Origin of the sequence: Candidatus Merdisoma sp. JLR.KK006, from assembly GCF_036941035.1 — a bacterium.
Classification (GTDB): Bacteria; Bacillota; Clostridia; order Lachnospirales; family Lachnospiraceae; genus Laedolimicola.
Genome location: NZ_JAYMNS010000010.1, coordinates 55,277 through 76,027, shown reverse-complemented (window position 1 = coordinate 76,027; position 20,751 = coordinate 55,277). Strand labels below are relative to the sequence as shown.

General features: G+C 46.8%; 24 protein-coding genes and 1 pseudogene. 6 read left to right on the top strand and 19 right to left on the bottom strand.

All coding sequences use genetic code 11. From position 1 onward, the window contains the following. Positions 1-188 precede the first annotated feature (188 nt). The 8 genes from VSQ61_RS10165 to VSQ61_RS10130 all read right to left on the bottom strand — a co-directional run bounded on the left by VSQ61_RS10165 (position 189) and on the right by VSQ61_RS10130 (position 6,132). Entirely contained in the window at positions 189-1,007 is an 819-nt protein-coding gene (locus tag VSQ61_RS10165) for a hypothetical protein (RefSeq protein ID WP_334344313.1), read from the bottom strand. Positions 1,008-1,245: 238 nt separating this feature from the next. After that, positions 1,246-1,515, bottom strand: a complete 270-nt coding sequence (locus VSQ61_RS10160; RefSeq protein WP_334344312.1) for a hypothetical protein — start codon at positions 1,513-1,515, stop codon at positions 1,246-1,248. Between the two features lie 150 nt (positions 1,516-1,665). Next, positions 1,666-2,307 (bottom strand): UbiX family flavin prenyltransferase, encoded by a 642-nt coding sequence (locus VSQ61_RS10155; RefSeq protein ID WP_334344311.1) that lies wholly within the window; start codon positions 2,305-2,307, stop codon positions 1,666-1,668. Beyond that, entirely contained in the window at positions 2,298-3,464 is a 1,167-nt protein-coding gene (locus tag VSQ61_RS10150) for a UbiD family decarboxylase (protein ID WP_334344310.1), read from the bottom strand. The genes VSQ61_RS10155 and VSQ61_RS10150 overlap by 10 nt, the downstream gene beginning before the upstream one ends. A 46-nt stretch (positions 3,465-3,510) precedes the next feature. Further along, positions 3,511-4,347, bottom strand: a complete 837-nt coding sequence (locus VSQ61_RS10145; protein WP_334344309.1) for an MBL fold metallo-hydrolase — start codon at positions 4,345-4,347, stop codon at positions 3,511-3,513. Between the two features lie 26 nt (positions 4,348-4,373). Next, positions 4,374-5,138, bottom strand: a complete 765-nt coding sequence (locus tag VSQ61_RS10140) for a ChbG/HpnK family deacetylase (protein WP_334344308.1) — start codon at positions 5,136-5,138, stop codon at positions 4,374-4,376. Further along, positions 5,138-5,443: a hypothetical protein gene (locus VSQ61_RS10135; RefSeq protein ID WP_334344307.1), complete on the bottom strand. Its 306-nt coding sequence runs from the start codon at positions 5,441-5,443 to the stop codon at positions 5,138-5,140. Before VSQ61_RS10135 ends, VSQ61_RS10140 begins: the two co-directional genes overlap by 1 nt. Beyond that, positions 5,440-6,132: a PTS sugar transporter subunit IIC gene (locus tag VSQ61_RS10130; RefSeq protein WP_334344306.1), complete on the bottom strand. Its 693-nt coding sequence runs from the start codon at positions 6,130-6,132 to the stop codon at positions 5,440-5,442. The genes VSQ61_RS10135 and VSQ61_RS10130 overlap by 4 nt, the downstream gene beginning before the upstream one ends. 67 nt (positions 6,133-6,199) lie before the next feature. Between VSQ61_RS10130 and VSQ61_RS10125 the strand changes: the two are divergent. Both VSQ61_RS10125 and VSQ61_RS10120 read left to right on the top strand, forming a co-directional pair. Beyond that, positions 6,200-6,358, top strand: a pseudogene (locus VSQ61_RS10125) (hypothetical protein); the annotation flags it as partial. Continuing rightward, the gene (locus VSQ61_RS10120) at positions 6,344-7,012 is read left to right on the top strand and encodes a MurR/RpiR family transcriptional regulator (protein ID WP_334344375.1); all 669 of its coding nucleotides are present in this window, start codon (positions 6,344-6,346) and stop codon (positions 7,010-7,012) included. The pseudogene VSQ61_RS10125 and the gene VSQ61_RS10120, both read left to right, overlap by 15 nt. Here the strand turns inward: VSQ61_RS10120 and lpdD are convergent. Next, positions 7,009-7,374 carry a prenylated flavin chaperone LpdD gene (gene lpdD, locus VSQ61_RS10115; RefSeq protein ID WP_334344305.1) on the bottom strand — a complete coding sequence of 122 codons (366 nt, stop codon included), beginning with the start codon at positions 7,372-7,374 and terminating at the stop codon, positions 7,009-7,011. The genes VSQ61_RS10120 and lpdD overlap by 4 nt on opposite strands. 231 nt (positions 7,375-7,605) lie before the next feature. After that, complete coding sequence (locus VSQ61_RS10110) at positions 7,606-8,937, bottom strand: MATE family efflux transporter (protein WP_334344304.1); 1,332 nt, start codon at positions 8,935-8,937, stop codon at positions 7,606-7,608. A gap of 247 nt (positions 8,938-9,184) precedes the next feature. Between VSQ61_RS10110 and VSQ61_RS10105 the strand changes: the two genes are divergently transcribed. From VSQ61_RS10105 to VSQ61_RS10095, 3 genes are all read left to right on the top strand, one after another. After that, positions 9,185-10,015 carry a MerR family transcriptional regulator gene (locus VSQ61_RS10105; RefSeq protein ID WP_334344303.1) on the top strand — a complete coding sequence of 277 codons (831 nt, stop codon included), beginning with the start codon at positions 9,185-9,187 and terminating at the stop codon, positions 10,013-10,015. A 168-nt stretch (positions 10,016-10,183) separates the two neighbouring features. Then, the gene (locus VSQ61_RS10100; RefSeq protein ID WP_334344302.1) at positions 10,184-11,035 is read left to right on the top strand and encodes an RNA polymerase sigma factor; all 852 of its coding nucleotides are present in this window, start codon (positions 10,184-10,186) and stop codon (positions 11,033-11,035) included. A gap of 62 nt (positions 11,036-11,097) precedes the next feature. Beyond that, on the top strand, positions 11,098-11,781 hold the full coding sequence (locus VSQ61_RS10095; RefSeq protein ID WP_334344301.1) for a DUF2461 domain-containing protein: 684 nt from the start codon (positions 11,098-11,100) through the stop codon (positions 11,779-11,781). A gap of 264 nt (positions 11,782-12,045) precedes the next feature. Here the strand turns inward: VSQ61_RS10095 and VSQ61_RS10090 are convergent, their stop codons facing one another. The 8 genes from VSQ61_RS10090 to nrdR form a co-directional block, all read right to left on the bottom strand. Next, positions 12,046-12,771, bottom strand: coding sequence for a hypothetical protein (locus tag VSQ61_RS10090; protein ID WP_334344300.1), 726 nt, complete (start codon positions 12,769-12,771; stop codon positions 12,046-12,048). Positions 12,772-13,277: 506 nt separating this feature from the next. After that, entirely contained in the window at positions 13,278-13,820 is a 543-nt protein-coding gene (rbr, locus tag VSQ61_RS10085) for a rubrerythrin (RefSeq protein WP_334344299.1), read from the bottom strand. A 160-nt stretch (positions 13,821-13,980) separates the two neighbouring features. Then, entirely contained in the window at positions 13,981-15,477 is a 1,497-nt protein-coding gene (glpK, locus tag VSQ61_RS10080) for a glycerol kinase GlpK (RefSeq protein WP_334344298.1), read from the bottom strand. Positions 15,478-15,540: 63 nt separating this feature from the next. Continuing rightward, complete coding sequence (locus VSQ61_RS10075) at positions 15,541-15,717, bottom strand: hypothetical protein (RefSeq protein ID WP_334344297.1); 177 nt, start codon at positions 15,715-15,717, stop codon at positions 15,541-15,543. A 103-nt stretch (positions 15,718-15,820) separates the two neighbouring features. Next, on the bottom strand, positions 15,821-16,867 hold the full coding sequence (locus tag VSQ61_RS10070; protein ID WP_334344296.1) for an aldose epimerase family protein: 1,047 nt from the start codon (positions 16,865-16,867) through the stop codon (positions 15,821-15,823). A gap of 144 nt (positions 16,868-17,011) precedes the next feature. Beyond that, a complete protein-coding gene (locus VSQ61_RS10065; protein WP_334344295.1) occupies positions 17,012-18,073 on the bottom strand; it encodes an acyltransferase family protein in 1,062 nt (353 codons plus the stop codon). Between the two features lie 25 nt (positions 18,074-18,098). Next, positions 18,099-18,623, bottom strand: coding sequence for a YqeG family HAD IIIA-type phosphatase (locus VSQ61_RS10060; protein WP_334344374.1), 525 nt, complete (start codon positions 18,621-18,623; stop codon positions 18,099-18,101). A 433-nt stretch (positions 18,624-19,056) separates the two neighbouring features. Continuing rightward, complete coding sequence (gene nrdR, locus VSQ61_RS10055; protein ID WP_334344294.1) at positions 19,057-19,512, bottom strand: transcriptional regulator NrdR; 456 nt, start codon at positions 19,510-19,512, stop codon at positions 19,057-19,059. A 188-nt stretch (positions 19,513-19,700) separates the two neighbouring features. Between nrdR and VSQ61_RS10050 the strand changes: the two genes are divergently transcribed. Beyond that, on the top strand, positions 19,701-19,946 hold the full coding sequence (locus tag VSQ61_RS10050) for a PRC-barrel domain-containing protein (RefSeq protein ID WP_334344373.1): 246 nt from the start codon (positions 19,701-19,703) through the stop codon (positions 19,944-19,946). Here VSQ61_RS10050 and VSQ61_RS10045 read toward each other — a convergent pair whose 3' ends face one another. Further along, complete coding sequence (locus VSQ61_RS10045; RefSeq protein WP_334344293.1) at positions 19,947-20,627, bottom strand: MgtC/SapB family protein; 681 nt, start codon at positions 20,625-20,627, stop codon at positions 19,947-19,949. Between the last annotated feature and the right edge of the window lie 124 nt (positions 20,628-20,751).

Sequence of the window (20,751 nt, the reverse complement as noted above, 5' to 3'; positions counted from 1 at the left end):
TAATTCACAGTTTGGGGCAGACCATCGAAACCATTAAAAAATACTCATCATTAAAAACGGCTTTTCAGGAGCTTATGCACAATTGCGGCTATCTATAAAAAGTTGTAAAGTGCTGCGTATAAAATCAAAAAAGGATATTTAAAGGAAAACGAGAGGTGCACTTTCAACCTCCCGTTTTGCTTTTCTCATTATACGGATACAATCTCTTTCCCTGAAAGAACGGCTTCTACTTCCGCTTCTTCCTTATCCAATATGTTCGCTATCTCTTTCGGAGTGAAGCCCTTTTGTCTCATTTGCAAAATCATGTTCGCCAAGGCTTTTGCCTCTCCCTCTGCTTTGCCTTCCAATAAAGCCGCTTCCCAGATACCTTCGCTTAAATTGCACATATTGTCTATATCCCTCCTTATCTCATCTTCCACCGGGATCTCAAACTCCCTTTCCATGATTCCAAGCTTCTCCTCTGCATCCAGCTCGGCGGAAAACAACACGCCCAGAAGCCGATGAAGCTCCTGCTCCTCCTCTGGCTCTTTCAATTCCTTCGACAATCCAATTAATATGACGTTGAACATGTTCATATTCCCATCCGGTTCGTAAGAGCCCAGAAGCTTATCCTGAGTAAGATGCACATGGGTCAGTGAATTATCCTCCATGTTCATCAAAAGCCAGATGGAATATACGGGCAGAATGTCATTGAAATTTGATTTTTCAAAATCCCTTCCCTTTTGTGAGGATATGAGCCGGCTCACATAAAAGCCCGCACGGTTTAAAATGGAATACTGCAAAGGCTTTTTCTGCTGTGCTTCACAATTAATAATGATCTGTGAAAGGCCGTCTTTCGTCCTCACATAGAATACAATATCGAACCTTACCAGCCCTTCATTGACTTCCCCATTCTCCGTATTAAAGCCAACCAGTCTCTCATTGCCTTCCTTGTTCCTTCCGTTTCTTCCATTAGTAAGCCCCGGCTCCACCGGGACACTGCCAATCATTGGCGTCCCCTCAATCAAAGGAACAACCTCCTTCGGGGACATGCCCTTAAATTCAGGGACCGTTTTTATCAGGATATGCGCCAGTATGATTTTCTGTCCCAGCAGCCGTTTTGCCGTCTCGTCATACTACGCCTTCTGCCCTGCCGAAACAACGGCATTTTTGATCTCTGTCATAAAATATCTCCTTTTATGCCTTTTATTATACAGTACATGCCGGTTTTATTCAATCCTTATCTAATGCTCACTCAGGGTTGTTTCATGAAGGATTCCAAATGACAACTTTTATTATGAACCTGCTGTCAGTCGGTTCGGAATCCGTTTTCAGCACATGGAAAGGTCCACCCCCGTTTTTTTTCAGCAGCCGTTCCTGTTCCGGCCTCAGTTTCCTTTCTTTTGTAAGGTAAGTTTCCGGTGACCACTTCCACAGGATGGTGGAAAGGACATCCTCCCAGTCATCTCCCAGGGGCTCTTTCCACCTTTGGGGGCAAAGCTGCCATACTGCCTGAGAAAATCCGTATTCCTTCACTTCGATCCCGTCCAGGGATATTTTTTTCTTCCCGCTTTTTATGACCCCTTCCGGCGTAATGATACCGATATAGGTATCTACCGGCTGGGGGTATTTCTTTCCGGGGACACGTCTGGATGTCCGCTTATAGAGATAATAGGTATCACATACCTATACTATATAGATATTATACCTATACGAGACAAAAAAATCGAGGGATATGGAAAATATGTATAGCTTCCATATCCCTCGTAAAAATGCCGTATCCTCACACAAGCCAAATTGCCCAAGTATCCGCTCCGCCACATACCCGGTACATTCTTCCAAAGTAACGGGTCTGCGGTAATAGGTCAGCATGGGCGGCATAATCATTATCCCCATCTGGCTAAGTTCATACAGATTCTTAAGATGAATAGTACTTAAGGGCGATTCCCTTGCTACCAATACCATCTTCCTGCCCTCTTTTATCGTCACATCCGCAGCCCGCAGCAGCAGATTGTCACTGTATCCGGAGGCAATTCCCGCCACGGTTTTCATGGAGCAGGGAACAATCACCATCCCCTCAAACCGGAAGCTTCCGGATGCCGGCGCAACCCCTATGTCCTCATTTCCATAACAGACATCCGCAAGGTCCGCCAGCTCCTTTGGCGTAAGGTCTGTCTCCTGCTCCAGTGTAAGCCTTGCTCCCCGTGTCACAATCAAATGGCTCTCTACCGTATCTATTTTCCGCAATTTCTTCAGCAGCTCTACAGTAATCGGCGCTCCTGAAGCTCCGCTCATGCCGATCAGCAGTCTCTTTTTCCTCACAGCCATTTGTTTGGGTCCACCTCCATAAATTCCGCACGCTTAAAATGATCTTTCAGATGAAACGGCACCGTACAGTCAAAAATCGTCTTACAGCTAATCCCAACATCCGTAATCGAGGGATCATACTCCGGACTGGCGCTGGGGTCCAAAGGATGACAGCGCACGCCGGGAATCGTGATAATGTCCCGATCTCCCTGAAATCTGGTATTCATAGCCCACAAAACATCCCTGGAATCAAAGATATCCACATCCTCATCCACCAAAATCACATGCTTTAATTCCGGAAATGCGGAAAATGCAAGAAGCGCCGCCTGACGCTGCTTTCCCTCGTCTGTGTGAACAGTCTTTCTGCATTGCAGCACCGCCATATATTTTCCGCCGCCGGATGCATGGGCATATACATTGGTGTCCTTGCCGGGAAGCGCCTTTTCAATCATCTGGAAAATGCTTGCCTCCGTAGGAATCCCTGCCAGATTCACATGCTCCTCGGAGGGACCGATAACCGTCTGCATAATGGGATGCTTTCTTGTAGTCACTGCCTTTACCTTAATGAGCCAGCATTCCCTGGAAGCATGGCCGTTATACCCCGGAAATTCCGGCATGGCAAAGCCTGTGTGAGAATTCTGATCCTCCACCACCTTTACTCCGGGCACAATCTCCCCCTCAATCACATACTCCGCATTGGCAATGGCATACTCATTTACGGAAACACATTTCACCATCTGAACCGGCTGCTGGCGCAGAGCGCCTGCAATGGACAGCTCATTAAAACCAAGGGGCGTGGTAGGCGGCTCGAAGCAGGAGCCAATCTCAATAGCCGGATCTACACCAATGGAAACAGAGATGGGCAGCGGCTGATTTAACTCCGTGGCCCGCTCCGCCATAGCCCCGATATGGCGGCTTCCCGGCTGCAGGAAAATGGATAATTCGTCTCTGGACTGAATGCACATCCTATGAATGGTCACATCGGAAAGTCCCGTATCCGGATGTGTGGCATAGCACATTCCCATAGTAATATAGGGGCCTGCCCCCACATAGCGGTACACGCCGGACAATTCCGCCGCCGGATCTACCTCAACCTCCGTCTCCGCCAACTGCCCCGGAACCCCTTTCAGCACCTGAAGCGCATCCCGAAGTGACAAAATATCCGTTCTGTTGTTCATGCTCTCACTCCATTTCTAATCTGTTCTTGTCATTCGCAAATAGCTGCTATCGAATCCTTTCGGGCAGATATAGAATATTGCCCTCTTTTCCGTCTACACGCTTCCGGCTCTTAGGATCTGTCTCCATGGCACGAATACATTTTACATCCTCAAAGCTTGCAGGAACAGCGTCATCCGTTCCCGTAAGAATTTTCTCACACACTTCAATGTTGTCATCCAGCACGCTGCAGGGAGATTCACAGGTTCCGTGATTCCGAAGCACCCGATCATACTGATCGGCAAAGGACCGAAGCCGCTTTAAGCTCTTTTGGTACATTTCAATGGTAGTCGTCTCCTGGGCCAGCATAAGCACCTGCACCCCGCAGGCATCTCCAAAAAATGCAATCCGTTCCTCCACGTCAAGAACCACCATAATTCCCTGTGTATGTCCCGGCGTATGAATCATCCGGAGGGTAATTCCTCCCAGGTCAAATTCCTGCCCGTCAGAGAGAGGAAGATAGGGCCTTGTGCGTACCGGAATAAAATCCTCTTCCTCAAATTCCGGCATGGTGCCGGGAAACATTTCCCTCCAGTGGGCAAATGAACTTTTCCGGTGTTCCACCGTACAGTGGCTTAAGCTTAATTCATAATCCAATTCACTCATATACACACGGTCAAACTGATCCGCACCGGAAGCGTGATCCACATGCCCGTGGGTCACAATCACGTCATAAGGCTTTCCCATCAGCAGTTCTTCCACATAGCCCTTAAGATCGCCCACGCCGTTGCCCGTATCAATAAGAGCCGCCCGTTCATTTCCCTCCACCAGATACATGCACACATCCGGCGTACTGCGAATGCGGCTCACTGCAGGCGTAATCTTTTCCCTCTTAAATAATACCATGTTACCTAACGCTCCTTTTTTGCACTTTACAAAATGTCACAGTACCGGCAAAGCTCCACTTTCTGCTCCTCAAGCCAAGTTCTCATTGCGGGATCACAGAGCATTGCCGTCTCCTTTGTTCTGTTTATGGTCAGGCTTGAGTTATTTAACAAAAACCAGTCCAGATATCCGGGATGGCAGACAAACACATTGGGCATATCCTCCCGCATGGAATTTACCGCACGCTTCAAGCTCTGCCAGGGATCATAGTCCTCTTTCATACTTTCCATGGGACAATGGGTGATGGGCTTTCCTGCAAAAAGCCCCGTCTCATCCATGGGAGATACATTGCTGTACTTAAGCCCATACTTTGCGGCAACCATTTCCAGGCCCTGATACAAATGATCCGAAACTACCGCATGGGCCTCAAAGTATCCCGGCTGTTTTCCTGTCAGTTCCGCAAACCGCCGATACTGAGCCTCTATCTCCATAATCATCTCATCCAAACGGGTAAAGCTTTCGCCCCGCTTATAAGCCTTCCGGTATTCCCTGCTGCTCTTTAATCTTCCCTCCGGGTCCAGCAGGCTTGGAATTCTCTCCTGCGGAGCGCAGGGTGTGCCCAGACATATGTTCACATGCAGGCCCAGACACACATCCGTATCCGCAAGAAGCTTCAATCCGTGGGTGACTGCCGGCATATTCGGCATAATTCCCACACTTCCAACCAAACCATCTTTCACCGCCTTGGCGATTCCATAATTTACCGCCTCCGAATACCCTAAGTCATCTCCACGAATAATCAGCTTTCTCATTATGCTTTCCCAGTCTCCTTTTGCTCCTTAGTAAATGCGAACAGATAAGTAAGAACTGCCGTAACGACTACGGAAATCACAACTCCGATAATGCCGTTTACCAGGTTTGCCGTACCGCCGCCGGCATACTGGAGCAGTGACAAAAAGTTTGTAGCGCCCATTACATAGGTTCCCACATGAGTAATGCCCGCATACAGTCCGCCGCAGAAACCGCCGATTGCCATAGCCAGCAGGGGCTTCTTATACTTAAATCCAACGCCGTAAAGGGCCGGCTCTCCAATTCCTCCAAAGAAATTGGAAATCATATATCCACTCCGTTCTGTGCAATCATGCTGATACCAAATACAATCAGCACATGATGCATGCCTGTCATAACAAGGAAGCTCCATGTTGCCCCAATAATGGCAACCGCAATAAATCCAACACTTGATCCCAGCGCAAGAATGCCATTTCCAACATAATCCCCAAGCACGCCGCCGATAGGAGCCAGCAGACAGTATTCAAAGGGCAGAACTATGAGCATAGACAAAAACGGCACAAACAGCGTTGACAGTGTGTCCGGAAGATGCTTCTGGAAAAATTTATAAAGCACTGCAAATACCGGCATAATCAGCACAATCGGAAGAACCGTCTGGCTGTAGTCCGCCGCCCTTGCCGGAATCCCATACACGGAGAATGCCGCTCCGTCCACAGCTAACTGCATAAAATCCGGCACCAGCAGGGACGCTCCCACGAAAATACCCATAACCGGATTGATATCCAGCTTTTTTGCCGTAGTAAATCCAAGGAAGATGGGCAGAAAATAGAAAAAGGTGTCATACATGAAATCACACATAACATAGAAATTTCCTGTATTCGAGATAAGGCCCATGGTATCTCCAAGCAATACATATAAGGTCTTAAACATAGCCGCCGTTATCATGGCCGGAATCATAGGCGTCATGGAACCGGACAGGTAATTCAAAATAATCGAGCCAAGACATTTTGCGGTCATCTTCTCCTTTGGCCCGTCTTCCGTCTTCTCGGAAGCCGTCTGATTCTCAAATCCTCCCTCCGAACAGGCAGTTATCGATCATATGGCCGCTGACCCGAATTGTGTGGTGAACGCCTCCGTAAAGGAGCTTGCCGTAGCCGCCTACACTTCACCGTCTACCATTGTTCGGTTATTTAAAAAACTGGACTGCAACAGCTATGCCGAATTTAAGGTGCAGTTTATAAGCGCCATACAGCAGCAGAAAAACCGGCCCTCCATAGACGCCAATGTCCCTTTCGGGGAACAGGACACCCTGCCCCAGATCAGCAAAAATCTGGAAGCTCTGTGCTCCGACGCACTACAGGAAACCCTGTCCCTTTTTGATGAGAAAAGCTATCAGAAAGCCATAAAGAAGCTGAACCTTGCCCAGGTTATTGACATTTATGCTCTGGGGGCCAACCTGTATTTTGCCAGAGACTTTCAGTTAAACCTTATGCGTATTCATAAAAACGTAATCGTTCATGACAATCTTGTAGCCATGGAGCTGAATGCTTTCAGCTCCGACAGAACCCATGTTGCCCTGGTCATTTCCTATTCCGGCGAGAGTAAAACACTCATCGATTACTGCCAGATTCTCCGCAAACGGGGAACCTTTATCATCTGCATCACCAGCATGGGCAGTAACTCCATCTCGGATCTGAGCCATCTGTCTCTGGACATTGTTTCCAGAGAAAAGGTCTTTTCCAAAATCGGCCTTTTCTCTTCCAAATACTCTATCCTGATGGTGCTGGATCTCCTTTATTCCGGAATCTATCGGGAAAACTATGAGGAAAACCAACGGCTTACCAATATGGAAAGCAGCTTCCTGCAAACCGGCCCCGGCAAGTCCCGTCCCCTCTAAAGACTTTCGGCTATGTCGGCGGCCGCTCTTTGTACCTCCTTTATCTGTTCCCCGGTGATGCCGTCCTTATGAAAACCGCCCGTACACACCGTCACCCGGTTGGAACTCATGCATTTCTTCTCTGCCAAAAGGCGCAGAAGTTCCTCATCCTTGTGTCCGCTTACATTGATTACGGAAGAGGTACAGCTCATCCCCTCCCCGGTCAGCGATGGGCGGGGAACCGCCAGCACGCTGCCGCCTATATGGGGGCTGTCTCCCCCCTCAAGGACGATGAGATAGTCCTCTCCAACGGAAAGCACACGAACCGCAATTTTCGAAAACGAAAGCTCCCGTTCTATTACACATTCTATTCCTTTCTCCATAGCCAGCCTCCTAACCTTATTTTCATTGCGAATCATTCCCAGTATACCAAGAACTGCACCGCCCGGGCAACCCAAAGCTGAAATGCCTGATTCAGACCTTTAAGTTCCCCGGACAGTTCGGAACCCACATTGATTTCCCCGGACATTTTGAAAAGGGAAAATTTGCACCTTTTTATGCCATTTTACCGTTCATTATCTTACGCATCACATAATTCACTCTCCCGGCCTCCCTTAATACCCATACTTTCTTCTATACCTCAAAAACATAACCCCCGCCAGCCCAAGGGCCATCAGCTCTGCCGCAGGTGTTGCCAGCCAAATCCCGTTCACGCCAAAAAATGCCGGAAGCACAAGCATTGTAATCAACATAAACACAAAAGACCTGGAAAACGCAAGAACAGCCGAAGCAATCCCGTTAGATAACGCCGTGAACATTCCGCTGGCAAAAATATTAAAACCAATAAAAAACAAAGCCATTGTACAAACCCGATTCCCCCTTACCGCCAGAGCATAAACCGGATTATCCGGGCGGGCAAAGACAGACACCAGCGGCCTGGTCAGCCCCAAAGAAGCAGCAGCCGTTATCACAGAAATAAATCCAATCACTTTCAAGCTAATCCTCACCAGCCTCTTAAGCTTCTCAGCATTCCGTTCCCCATGATAAAAGCTCAGCATGGGTGCCACTCCATAGGAATACCCGGTATAAAGAGAGCTTGCAAACATCAGCACATACATAATGATCGTCACAGCCGCAACCCCATCCTCCCCCACATAATAAAGCATCGTCCAGTTGAACATCATCGTAATAATCCCGGTAACAAGAGCAGTTGCCATCTCAGAGCATCCGTTTCCGGCGGCATTTGCAAGGACATCAAGCCGGAACACAGGCTTTTTAAAATGAAGCAGGCTCTTTTTCCCTCCAAAAACCGCCAGACCCACAACTGCCGTCACGGAATATCCCAGTCCCGTTGCAACCGCCGCACCGCTGATCCCCATGTGAAATCCTGCAATAAGCACATAATCCAGAACCATATTCACCAGACCGCCTGTCACTGAGCAAACAAGAGACAGGGCTGCCTTTTCACTTGCTATCATATACAAGGTAAAATTATTCATCAGCAAAATAGGGATTGTAAACAACAGATAGCAGCTTAGATAATCCCTACAATACCCCTCCACATCTGCCGAAAGCTTCATTCCCCCAAAGATATGCTCCATTGTCCCATAGCCAAGAACACACATGACAGCCCCCGCCAGTACATTCACCAAAATCAGGGCCGTAAAATCTTCTTTTGCCTCCTCACTTTTCCCCTCCCCCATTTTTTTCATAATAACCGCACTCCCCCCTGTAGCGAGCATAGTGGAAACGGCAGTGACAAACTGGATCACCGGCGCCGTCAGGTTGATGGCCGAAAGGGCATTGGTGCCAATCAGATTTGATACAAACAGGCCGTCAACCATTGTATAAAAAGACATAAACAACGTCATAGCAATGGTAGGCACTGCAAATTTCAAAATATTTCTTACAGTTACAGGCTTTAAATATACATTCTGGTTTTCCATTTTTATATCATTCCTTTCACTTCGCTCAGGCACAAAACACGAAAAAATAACTTCTCTTTTTCAATCATATTTTTCTTTTGGATTTCTGCCTTGTAATTTTCTCCTGCATACGGTATCATAAACCATACAGTAACAGTACAGTCAACAGCAAACGAGAAAAATTTTTACTTCAAAAAATATTTCAACCTTGATTTGAGGGTCATATGGATATGCGAACATGTCCGTTTCGGCCCATGGAGACAAAAACATGGAAGAAAATGAAAAATTACTTACCATCGGACAATTCGCCGCACTTCACGGCATCAATAAAAAAACACTGATGTGGTACGATGAGATCGGCCTTTTTGGCCCTGCCGCAGTCAATCCTGAAAACGGATACCGCTGTTATAACTACCGCCAAAGCCCCATGCTGGAAACCATCCTCCTGCTGCGGGAGCTGGACGTATCCATTCCGGAAATCAAAAGCTTTATGAAAAACCGCTCCGCCGAAAGTCTGAAATATCTTCTTGATGAAAAGATAACGGAACTGGACTTACAGCTTATGCATCTGCAGGCAGTCCGAAAAACCCTGGTCAATCACCAACAGAACATGTCCACCCTCCTGACCATGGATTTATCGGAAATCAGCATTATAGAAAAAGAAGAACGCTGTCTGGTAACAGTAGACATAGAACGGGATATCTCCTTTGAAAAAGAAGTGGAGTTAATCACCGCCGAAACAGCCAGATACCGGCTTGGCCGCCTCCATGACGCTTCCTACGGTTCCATGATACCCGTCGCCAGTCTCCTAAGGGGCAATTTTGATAACTACACAAAACTGTTTATTGAAATCCCCTTTCTTGGTCACAAAAACGGTCTGCATATACAGCCCAAAGGCAGCTATCTGAGGGCTTTCCACAAAGGGGACTTAAAGGGGCTGCCCCTGCGGTATGAGAAAATTTTAAGCTGCGCCCACGATCAGGGCATGATACTGTCCGGCTATTCCTATGAAAAAGGAATCAACGAAGCAGTCATTGATCGGGTGGAAGATTATATTGTGCAGATTGAAATCCCCATTATCCGAAAGAGAATTATATGATGCAAATTGAAATCCCCTTTATCTGGAAGAAAATTTCCATCTCTAATTCCATAACAGAATGGGAGCAGAACTTTTAGACACATCCACAATCCGAATTTGCAAAAAAAATAATGTTTTCTGTCACACAAACAAAGAAACCTTGTCTAATAAAACAGGAGGTAAAAAACTATGAAGAAAAAAACAAATGAAGACTTACAGACTTTGGTCGAAAAAGCCACAGCAGGGGATAAAAATGCCCTGGAAGCCCTTGCCGCAGATATGCAGGACATAGTATTCAATTTATCCCTGCGGATGCTGGGAACATTCCAGGATGCGGAGGATGCCACACAGGACATTTTGCTGAAAATGATTACCCATCTGTCCTCTTTTCGAGGTGACAGTTCCTTTACGACATGGGTATTCCGCATTGCCGTCAATCATCTGAAAAATTACAAAAAGCATATGTTCGCCCACCATCCATTGAGCTTTGAGTTTTATGGCGCTGACATAGAAAACGGAAACATACGGGATGTGCCGGATCTGACCCAGAATGTGGAAAAAGAGCTTTTAGCGGAAGAGCTGAAAATGTCCTGCACCAACGTGATGCTCCAATGCCTTGATGCGGAGAGCAGGTGCATTTTCATATTGGGAACCATGTTTCAGCTTGACAGCCGCCTTGCAGGGGACATTCTGGAAATCACCCCGGAAAACTATCGCCAGCGTCTTTCCAGAACACGCAAAAAAATGGCGGACTTTCTGGGGCAGTACTGCGGAGAATACGGCAGCGGCAAATGCAGATGCAAGGACAGAGTAAATTACGCAATCCAAAACCACAGGATAAACCCCTTGCAGCCGGATTATACTTCCGCCGCAGAAATCCCCGTGGAAACCATGCTTGACGTAAAAAACGCCATGGAAGCCATTGACGACTTATCACAGGATTTTTCTTTCTGTAAGCCGTACGAATCCCCCGAACGGACAAAACATCTCATACAGGAATTTTTAGCTTCCACACAGCTTTCTACTGTCCGAAACTCATAAAGTTTCATGACTTTACCCTTTCATACCATTGCGCAGCAACTTAAAAAAGGAGACAATCACTTATGAACACACAGTTAATCATAGATTACTTACAGGCACTGAATCAAAACAACAACCGTGAATGGTATCATGCCAACAAGGAGGATTACAAAAGAGCAAATGCTCAGTTTGAAGAGCTGCTGCAGGCTTTGATACTGGAAATCGGAAAGTTTGACAGTAGCATTCTCCACAACAATCCCAAAGATCTTACCTTTAAGCTTGTAAGGGATACCCGTTTCAGCCACGACAAATCCCCCTATAATCCTGCCTTCCGTGCCCATATTTCCTCCAAGGGAAAGCTGCCTGTTCCCGTGGGATATTACCTGATGATAAAGCCCGGCGGCCAGTCCTTTTTAGGCGGCGGCCTATTTGCGGATATGTTCAAGGATGCTACAAGAATGATACGGGATTATATTACGGAAAACGGCGAAGAATGGGAACAAATCATCCATGAGCCGGAGTTTGAAGCACATTTCACCCCACAGGGAAATGCACTTAAAAATGTTCCTGCCGGTTACGAAAAAGAACATCCCCAGGCAGAGTATCTAAAATTTAAAAGCTGGTATCTGGAATATCCTCTGAAAGATGACGAACTGAAAGACGGAGAAGCATTTCTTGCAAAAGCAGCCCGGCTTTTCCGAATTATGAAACCATTTAATGACTATCTCAATAAGGCTCTTGCGGGCTTTCAGATGCCTGCAAGGTGATGAGGGATTATCTGCACTGTGCCAATCCAATCACTTATCTCTTTATTTTACTCCGAAATCTCGTCATGCCTATCGCTCCAATTGATTTGAGGTTATGCGATGTTCGAATCAGGATCTTACATTTGAAGCAGCACAAAAAGAATTTGTGCTGCTTCAAATGTAGACACTGTTGATTTTCTCTAAAAAGTCAATGGAAATAAAAGAAAATAATTGTGTTTATCATTACTCCTCAGTCCAGAGTATTCTATGGAAATGACAGATGGCTTATTTTGCTGCATCCGCCTCTATCCGAATCCCCGTCTCCTCCAAAAGCCCCATCACCCGCTCCCGAATCCCTGCATCAAAAAATCCAAACGCCTCATCCGGAAGATCCTTCTCCGTCAGATTCCTCTGAAACCGATCCTTCCGATAAAATCCAATGGTGTACAGGGTAAACCAATATACTCTCTTGGTATTTCCCGATCTCTGTGCAGCAGTCTTCTTTTCCTCTCCCCGGCTAATCTTGGCAATATCCGACAGCCGGACCAAAATAGCGTAAGGCGTACTTCCCTCCAAAAACGCAAAATGCGGCGTCAGCACAAACCGCCCCGGCGTTCCCTTAGATCCCGGCCCTGTAATCGTATAAGAAATCTTATGCCTTTCGTCCGCTCCCAGCATCTCCTGCGCCAGCAGCTCTTTCTCCGTCTCACTTAAAGAAAGCCCTTTTACACTCTTTTCAATCTTCTTAGCATACCGCTTTGGGTTCAAACCCGGAAGCAGAACCAGCAGATAAATGGCGCAGATCATCACCCCGGCCATAAAACCGCCAAAAGCTCCATATCCAAAGTCCTCCATGCTTCCGCCGCCAAGAGCTGACATACCACCTATAATAACAGCCGTTCCCGCCAGAATTCCCGGCGTTGTAATGAAAAGAGCCTGTCTGCGGATCTTACTGCAATAAGTTCCAATCCACGCCTTTTCTTCCTGAATCCATCTCTGATAAGTTTCCATAATTCCTCTTTACTCCTTATGTATTTCTTTATTATGTCTCCTGAACTTAAATTGACGATTGTTCATGCCATTCATAGTAAACCCACATGCACTCCAGTGGCGCACCACCATAAATGAAAGTCGGCAGTGGCGCATGGGGCATCCCTGAACTTAGTTTTCTGCTACGCAGAAAAGGATCTTTCATAGCAATACAAAACAGTAAAATTTAAACAATAAATTGCACTTTTCCCAACCGCCCATCTCATTGCGCACAGGGAAAATTCGCACCTGCCCTCTGCGGCGGTGCGAATTTTCCATCACTGTAACGCTCCAATATCTTCTCAATTATCAGCAAAATCAATTTCATATCACCTGCGCCGATAGGATTCTAAGCACCAGCGGTGCTTGTTCAGAACCTGCCCAAGCGAAACATAGACCTCTGCACTCCTGAATCATGCCCTTAGATCTTACCGGCAAATGCTTTGACCTATATTGAATAATTACCAATCATCCTATACAGCATATGATTAATAATTCTCCGCTTTCACCTGGAAATAAGCCTGAGGATGAGCGCATACCGGACAAACCTCCGGCGCTTTCTTTCCAACGCAGATATGTCCGCAGTTCGAACATTGCCAGATCACATCCCCATCTCGGGAAAATACCACATCTCCCTGAACACGTTCCAGAAGCTTCCTGTATCTCTCCTCATGCTCTTTCTCAATAGCTGCAACCCCCTCAAAAAGTGCGGCAATATGGTCAAAGCCCTCTTCCCTGGCTTCCTTAGCAAAGCCTGCATACATATCCGTCCACTCAAAGTTCTCGCCCTCAGCCGCTGCCTTCAAGTTGGAAATGGTATCCTTGACGCTGCCGCCCTCTAAGAGCTTAAACCACAGCTTCGCATGCTCTTTCTCATTGTCGGCAGTCTCCTCAAATATCTTCGCAATCTGCACATAGCCGTCTTTCTTGGCTTTGGAAGCATAATAGGTATACTTGTTCCTTGCCTGAGACTCTCCTGCAAATGCAGTCATCAAATTCTGTTCCGTTTTCGTTCCCTTTAAATCTTTCATTTCTTTTCTCTCCTTTAACTTTTATCTATCTCACCCTCGCAGCATTGCCCCATAAACCGGAGCGGCCTTGCCAAATAGATGCCAAAAACATCCTGCGGCCCATGCTCACGAGAATCAGCCCTGCAATAGCATTACACAGCTTTTACACCGTCTTTTCTACTTAAGAATTCTTCGCCCAGCCAAAAGCGCAGCCTACGGCTTTCTTCCATCCCTGCACCTTTTCTGTCCGCTCCTTTTCCTCCATCTGCGGTTCAAAACAGCGATCCATCTGCCAGTTCTTACGTATATCCTCCTGATCTTTCCAATAACCTGCCGTCAGCCCCGCAAGATAAGCGGCGCCCAACGCCGTAGTCTCCACACAGGCCGGACGCTTCACGGGAGATCCGGTAATATCAGCCTGAAACTGCATAATAAAGTTATTAGCGGAAGCCCCGCCATCCACTTTCAGATCTCTCAATGGAATTCCGGAATCCGCCTCCATAGCTCCAATCACATCATTGGTCTGATAGGCCAGCGACTCTAAGGCCGCCCGGATAATATGTTCCCGATTCACACCTCTGGTCAGTCCCACAATGATCCCTCTTGCATACTGATCCCAGTAAGGCGCTCCAAGACCGGTAAATGCCGGAACTACATAGCAGCCTGCCGTATCCTTTACACGCAGAGCCGCTTCCTCAGAGGCAGGCGCACTGTCAATAAGCCGCAGTTCATCCCGAAGCCACTGAATCACCGCTCCCGCCACAAAAACCGACCCCTCCAGGGCATAAGTAATCTTCCCGTCAAGTCCCCAGGCAATCGTAGTTACCAATCCATTCTTGGAGGATACCGGCTTTTCTCCCGTATTCATCAGCAGGAAACAGCCCGTCCCATAGGTATTTTTCGCTTCTCCCGCGCCAAAGCAGGTCTGCCCGAAAAGCGCCGCCTGCTGATCCCCTGCTGCGCCTGCAATGGGTACGGAACCACCGAAAAACGCCGGGTCCGTCATCCCGTAGAGACATCCCGAGGGCTTTACCTCCGGCAGCATACAGGACGGAATGGAAAGCTCCCTTAGAATCCCTTCATCCCACGTTAGGGTATGTATGTTAAACAGCATGGTCCGGGAAGCATTGGAGTAGTCCGTCACATGGACGGCCCCCTTTGTCAGCTTCCAGATGAGCCAGGTTTCCACGGTTCCGAAAAGAAGCCCGCCTTTTTCCGCCCGCTCTCTGGCGCCCTCCACATGATCCAGAATCCATTTAAGCTTCGTTCCGGAAAAATAAGCGTCAATCTCAAGCCCCGTCTTCTCCCGGTACACTTCGGTCAGTCCCTTTGCACGAAGCTCGTCACAGTAGGCGGAGGTTCTGCGGCACTGCCACACAATGGCCGGACAGACAGGCTCTCCCGTAGCCTTGTCCCATACAACGGTCGTCTCTCTCTGATTGGTAATGCCGATAGCCGCCAGATCGGAAGCAGATGCGCCAATCTTAGACATAGCCTCCACCGCCACGCCAAGCTGTGTAGACCAGATCTCCCTGGCATCATGCTCCACCCAGCCCGGCTTGGGAAAATACTGGGTAAACTCCTTTTGCGCCACACTGCACATTTCTCCCTTTTCATTAAAAAGAATACAGCGATTGCTGGTAGTTCCCGCATCCAGCGCCATGATATACTTTTCCATGGTTCCCTCCATTCCAGTTCCGCAGCATCCCAAGCAGCGCCTCCTATATAGAAGAAATTCCGGTCACTTAATGCTTGTGCCCGTAATTCCTTCTGGCACTTCTTTCGATGCTGCTGTTTCCAGTTCCGCAGCATCCCAAGCAGCGCCCTCTATATAGAAGAAATTCCGGTCACTTAATACCTGTGCCCGTAATTCCTTCTGGCACTTCTTCCCATGCTGCTGTTTCCAGTTCCGCAGCATCTCAAGCAGCGCCACCTATATAGAACAAATTCCGGTCACTTAATACCTGTGCCCGTAATTTCTTCCGGCACTTCTTCCCATGCTGCTTCCAACTTTAATTTTCTTACTCTACTGTAAATTTATACCCGGTCATGCTGCAGTACTTATCACCAGCCCGGAATACGGGACTTTTGAAATTCTCATGATGAACCGCATCCGGAAAATACTGAGATTCAAAGCACACAGCACTCCGTTTCCCATATACCCGTCCGTTCTTGCCGCCGGCTTCCTCATCAAGAAAATTCGCACAATAAAGCTGCATTCCCGGAAGATCCGTATATACCTCCATCACAATCCCGGTTTTCAAGGACCTCAGCTTACAGCAGAGAGCATAAGCCCCCTCATTATTCAGAACATAATTGTGATCATATCCCCCAGCCTGCTTTAAAGGCTCGTAATCCTCCTCAATCTGCTCTCCCAGTGCATGGAAGCTCCTGAAATCCATGGGCGTCCCCTCAACGCTGCGAATCTCCCCGGTGGGGATCAGACCGTCATCGGTAGGCGTAAAAGCATCCGCATCCATCCACACCTGATGCTCCAAAACATCGTCAGAATCCTGACCCTCCAGATTAAAATAACTGTGATTGGTCAGATTAAAAATCGTATCCTGGTCCGCCGAAGCCTCATATCCAATCCGCAGCTCATTGTCCTCTGTCAGAGTATAGGAAATCTTCACCTTTGCATTCCCCGGGAATCCCTGATCCCCGTCCGGACTCTCAATAGAGAATTCCACCTTATTGTCATCCGCAATAACGCCTTTCCACATACGGCGGTTATAACCGGGATTTCCGCCGTGAAGATTATTTTCCCCATTATTTTTCTGAAGCTCATACACTTTGCTGTTAATGGTAATCTGTGCTTTGCCGATTCGGTTGGCATTCCGGCCGATGGCGGAACCAAGTCCCGGCGTGTTCACCTCATAGCCGGCAATGCTGTCATAGCCCCAGACCACATCCACAAACCCATCCTTTCCATCCGGCACATGAAGTTCCGTAATCACGGCGCCATAATTGAGCAGTATCGCTTTCATTCCCTGCTTGTTCACCAAAACATATTGCTTTACCTGCTGTCCGTCCGACGTCACGCCATAGTCCTTTACCTCAATACTCATATTCCTTTCCCACCTTTCTTATCCGTACATCAAAAACCTCTACAACCATGATAGGTCATAGAGGTGTGATAGTCAAGAAACGAATTCCGTTATACCGCATATTCTATCAAATATTTTTATACGCAGCTATATATGGTCTGAAAGTCACAGCTTCGGGGTGCGTCCTCCTGTACAAAGTCTGTATGCTTTCGGCGCAAATCTTATTAACAGCCAGCCCATCATTTCGGATAAAAGAGTTATAATTAAAAAACACACCAAACGCCAGACAGTCACAAACACGTTTGTGGTTATCACACAGGAGTAAATCCTGCAAAGCATGGGAACAATCGCAAGAATCAAAAAATAGTGGGCTGCATAAATAAAGAAATTATTCTCCATCCACCATCTGAGCCGGAAAGTAAGCCAGCTCTTATCTATGATAACCCATGCATACAGCGGTCGAAACATAGTCAGACAATAGGCAGCAAAGCTGCCCGGGAGCGCATAGGATGCCGCCCACAAAAGAACGGCCGCCAGTTTTACCTGCCATCGATTGTATTTTTCAGAAATAATCCCTCCGGAAAACCGAACTCCAAGGTAAGCCCCCAGCAAGTACATAGGCACATAGGACAAAAACCGATAGATCTCAAAATCAATATACTGATGAAGAATATTCTTTTCCAGAAACCCCCACTCCAAATAACCACAGACAAAGAACCCAAACAGCACAAGCTCTCCTATAACTTTTTTCCTCATAACCCACAAAATCACCGGAATAAACAGCAGAAAAAAGAGCAGCGCTTCCGAAAACCACATGACTGCACAGTATCGGGACATTACAAACTGAAAAGGAATATAGGAAAAAATAATGTCAAAGCCCTCTGTATTCCACCAATACACAGCACAAAAAATCATCCCAATTCCATTCCATATAATAAAAGGAATCAAGAGGGAAGAAATCCGCCGCCGGAATTTTTCCAGCATATTCTCTTTTGACAGATTATAGCAGAGAAGAAATGCTGAACATATCATAAAAAAGGAAAGACTCACAGTGCCCCCGTCAAAGCATAGCTTAGATATCCACTGGCAAAGATAATCCGAAAATGTTTCTGATGTACCAAGTTCAAAAAAATGATCCGTATCCATATGTACCATCACAATCCCCAGCTGCATCAAAAAAGAAACAACCGTTACCTTCTTACTAAAACTGCCAAACTCACTTTCCATAATCTTCCTCCGACAAAAGCGTGCCCTACAAGCCTCTCTTTTTCCTCCTCAGATAACAATACAAAACCGGCTTCTCCAGATACCGCTTCACTACAATCTGAATCTCTTCCTTCGGATTCATAGGCTTCACCAATATGGAATACATTCCTGCCCGATTGGCCCCCCACACGTCCGTAAAGAGCTGATCCCCCACAAACAGCGTGTGATCCTCATCCGTTCCCATACGCCCCATTCCTTCCAGATAACCTATGCGCTTCGGTTTTCCGGCCTTATACACATAGGGAGTATCAAGAGCCTTTGCAAACGGCGTCACTCTCGGCTCTTTGTTATTGGAAATAAGGCAGGTGGCAAACCCCATCTCATGAAGCCGCTTAAACAGGCCAATACTCCGCTCATCCGCCGGAGCGTCATGGCACACCAGCGTATTATCAATATCAAAGAGAATTCCCCGATATCCCTCTTTATATAAGCTTTCAAAATCAATCACATAGGCAGATTCCAAATATTCTTTAGGATACAGATTTCTAAAAAAAGAAAAACCTTTTGGCATTTCCGACACAATAATTCCTCCTACAATAGACATATTCCAGGTAATATAACAGGCTGAGCTTCCCAAAACTCCCAGAAACAGCAGACAGAATAATGCTTACATTGGCTGACAGGGTATAAATAAGGGCCGTATTTTCAAAATAATACTAGAAGGTAATTCCCAAAAGGGAAAGGGCAAAAATCCCAAGCTCATCCCTGACGCTCTTCGGCTTTTCGATTTTCCGGGTAAGCATAGATAAAACTACCCATGCGATAAAGAAGCGCATCAGCATAACCTGAAGCGCATCATAATGATTCAGCAGAGTCTTTGTCGCTGCAAAAGCAGTCCCCCATACGGTAATGGTAAACAGGGCAGGTACATACCATGCTGCCCTTTTTTGTCTGTTGCCATTTTAATATCTCTTTCTATACTTCATAAGTCTAAAATAAAACCTTTATTTATCATCTAACATTTTCTTCAATTCACTCAGGAAAGTATTCACGTCCTTAAACTCCCGATATACGGAAGCAAAGCGCACATAAGCCACAGAATCCAAATCTTTCAGCTTATCCATCACCATCTCGCCAATCACACTGCTGTCAATCTCCCGTTCCTCCCGATTAAAGATATCGCTCTCAATGGCATCAATCACACTGCTGATATCTTTCAGGGGCACCGGACGCTTATGGCAGGCCCGCAAGATGCCGTCCTCAATCTTGCTTCTGTCGTAAGGCTCCCTGTTGTTATCTTTCTTAATCACAATAATCGGAATCGTCTCAATTTTCTCATAGGTAGTAAAACGCTTCCCACAGGAATCGCAGAGACGGCGGCGGCGAATGGAGCTGTTATCCTCCGCCGGTCTGGAATCAATGACCCGGGTATTCTCCTGGCTGCAAAATGGACACTTCATAGCGAACCTCCCTTTTTTCTCTCGGATTTGCCGTAAAATCTCCATCTTCGGCACTCCTTTTGTAGTACCTCTCAAGTATATTACATTTCTTTCTTTTCTGTCAAATATTATGCAAAACAAAACTCCAGGCTTTTCACCCTTTTTTTTGCACTGCATAAGATAAAGAAAGACCTCCAATGGAGCTTCCCATGACCTTCTGTGAATTGAGAGAAAAAGATGTTATCAATATCTGTGACTGTAAGCGCTTAGGCTGTGTAACGGATCTGGTGTTTGATCCCAAAAACGGATGTATCCAGGCCCTTGTAACCTCCAGCAACGAAAAACTCTGGGGGCTTCTGGGAAAAGACTGTGAATACGAGATTCCCTGGTGCAAAATCAAGCAGATTGGACCGGATATTATTTTGGTGGAGCTGGAAAAAGAGAAAGGGCATTGACTATATCACGTCCACAAACATCACGCCATCAGTCTCTGACAGCTTCCTCAAATACTCTTGTTTATCGACTCTGTAAGGAATATAAATGGTCATCCGTATGGTAAAAGAATCCCCTCCAACCTTTGGCTTATCCACGTCATACATATCAACCTTACAGCCATCCTCCTTAAGCTTATGCAAAAGAACGGAAGCGGTCCGGTTCTCCGACGCTTCCACATACAAGCGTGCGTATCTTGAATAGAGATAAACCTTCTCCTCAATAAAAGGCAGAATATGAAGCCCCACAAGAAGAACTATTGTCACCAAAACAGCTCCGTCCACAAAGCCAATCCCCGCTGCCAGACCCACACAGGCACAGATCCAGATACTGGCCGCTGAGGTAAGTCCTTTCACCTGCCGGCCGGATACAATGATAGAGCCTGCCCCCAGAAATCCCACACCGCTCACCACCTGAGCGGCCATTCGTGAAATGTCCGTTGCTCCCGGAAATTGAAGATCCATATATTGAGCCGTCATCATCACCATAGCGGCTCCCATGCAGACTGCCGCATCCGTCTTTGCACCTCCGCCTCTTTTTTTGGCTCCACGGTCAATGCCGATAAGTCCGCCCAAAACCAAGGCAGTTATCATCCGCATCAGCACATTATGAAAGGTCCATTCTGTCAATGAAGCAAAAAACATTCCCTATTCCCCCATTTCTCTCTTAAGTATCCATATATCTTGAAAAATAACCGTCAGCTTATCCTAACCAATAAAAACCTATTTCCCCTCAAAGACAAAAAAGCAGCCCGTCTGTTATTTTAGT

Bases quoted from the DNA above. Each gene is read 5' to 3' on its own strand.
- VSQ61_RS10150 (WP_334344310.1), bottom strand. From the start codon at position 3,464: ATGAACAACAGAACGGATATTTTGTCACTTCGGGATGCGCTTCAGGTG.
- VSQ61_RS10065 (WP_334344295.1), bottom strand. From the start codon at position 18,073: ATGGAAAGTGAGTTTGGCAGTTTTAGTAAGAAGGTAACGGTTGTTTCT.
- VSQ61_RS10045 (WP_334344293.1), bottom strand. From the start codon at position 20,627: ATGTTTTTTGCTTCATTGACAGAATGGACCTTTCATAATGTGCTGATG.
- glpK (WP_334344298.1), bottom strand. From the start codon at position 15,477: ATGGAAAAGTATATCATGGCGCTGGATGCGGGAACTACCAGCAATCGC.
- VSQ61_RS10110 (WP_334344304.1), bottom strand. From the start codon at position 8,937: ATGGAAAACCAGAATGTATATTTAAAGCCTGTAACTGTAAGAAATATT.
- rbr (WP_334344299.1), bottom strand. From the start codon at position 13,820: ATGAAAGATTTAAAGGGAACGAAAACGGAACAGAATTTGATGACTGCA.
- VSQ61_RS10105 (WP_334344303.1), top strand. From the start codon at position 9,185: ATGGAAGAAAATGAAAAATTACTTACCATCGGACAATTCGCCGCACTT.
- VSQ61_RS10130 (WP_334344306.1), bottom strand. From the start codon at position 6,132: ATGACCGCAAAATGTCTTGGCTCGATTATTTTGAATTACCTGTCCGGT.
- VSQ61_RS10050 (WP_334344373.1), top strand. From the start codon at position 19,701: ATGACCTTCTGTGAATTGAGAGAAAAAGATGTTATCAATATCTGTGAC.
- nrdR (WP_334344294.1), bottom strand. From the start codon at position 19,512: ATGAAGTGTCCATTTTGCAGCCAGGAGAATACCCGGGTCATTGATTCC.
- VSQ61_RS10155 (WP_334344311.1), bottom strand. From the start codon at position 2,307: ATGGCTGTGAGGAAAAAGAGACTGCTGATCGGCATGAGCGGAGCTTCA.
- VSQ61_RS10135 (WP_334344307.1), bottom strand. From the start codon at position 5,443: ATGATTTCCAATTTCTTTGGAGGAATTGGAGAGCCGGCCCTTTACGGC.
- VSQ61_RS10145 (WP_334344309.1), bottom strand. From the start codon at position 4,347: ATGGTATTATTTAAGAGGGAAAAGATTACGCCTGCAGTGAGCCGCATT.
- lpdD (WP_334344305.1), bottom strand. From the start codon at position 7,374: ATGGAGAAAGGAATAGAATGTGTAATAGAACGGGAGCTTTCGTTTTCG.
- VSQ61_RS10140 (WP_334344308.1), bottom strand. From the start codon at position 5,138: ATGAGAAAGCTGATTATTCGTGGAGATGACTTAGGGTATTCGGAGGCG.
- VSQ61_RS10070 (WP_334344296.1), bottom strand. From the start codon at position 16,867: ATGAGTATTGAGGTAAAGGACTATGGCGTGACGTCGGACGGACAGCAG.
- VSQ61_RS10095 (WP_334344301.1), top strand. From the start codon at position 11,098: ATGAACACACAGTTAATCATAGATTACTTACAGGCACTGAATCAAAAC.
- VSQ61_RS10060 (WP_334344374.1), bottom strand. From the start codon at position 18,623: ATGCCAAAAGGTTTTTCTTTTTTTAGAAATCTGTATCCTAAAGAATAT.
- VSQ61_RS10100 (WP_334344302.1), top strand. From the start codon at position 10,184: ATGAAGAAAAAAACAAATGAAGACTTACAGACTTTGGTCGAAAAAGCC.
- VSQ61_RS10075 (WP_334344297.1), bottom strand. From the start codon at position 15,717: ATGCTGCGGAACTGGAAACAGCAGCATGGGAAGAAGTGCCAGAAGGAA.
- VSQ61_RS10090 (WP_334344300.1), bottom strand. From the start codon at position 12,771: ATGGAAACTTATCAGAGATGGATTCAGGAAGAAAAGGCGTGGATTGGA.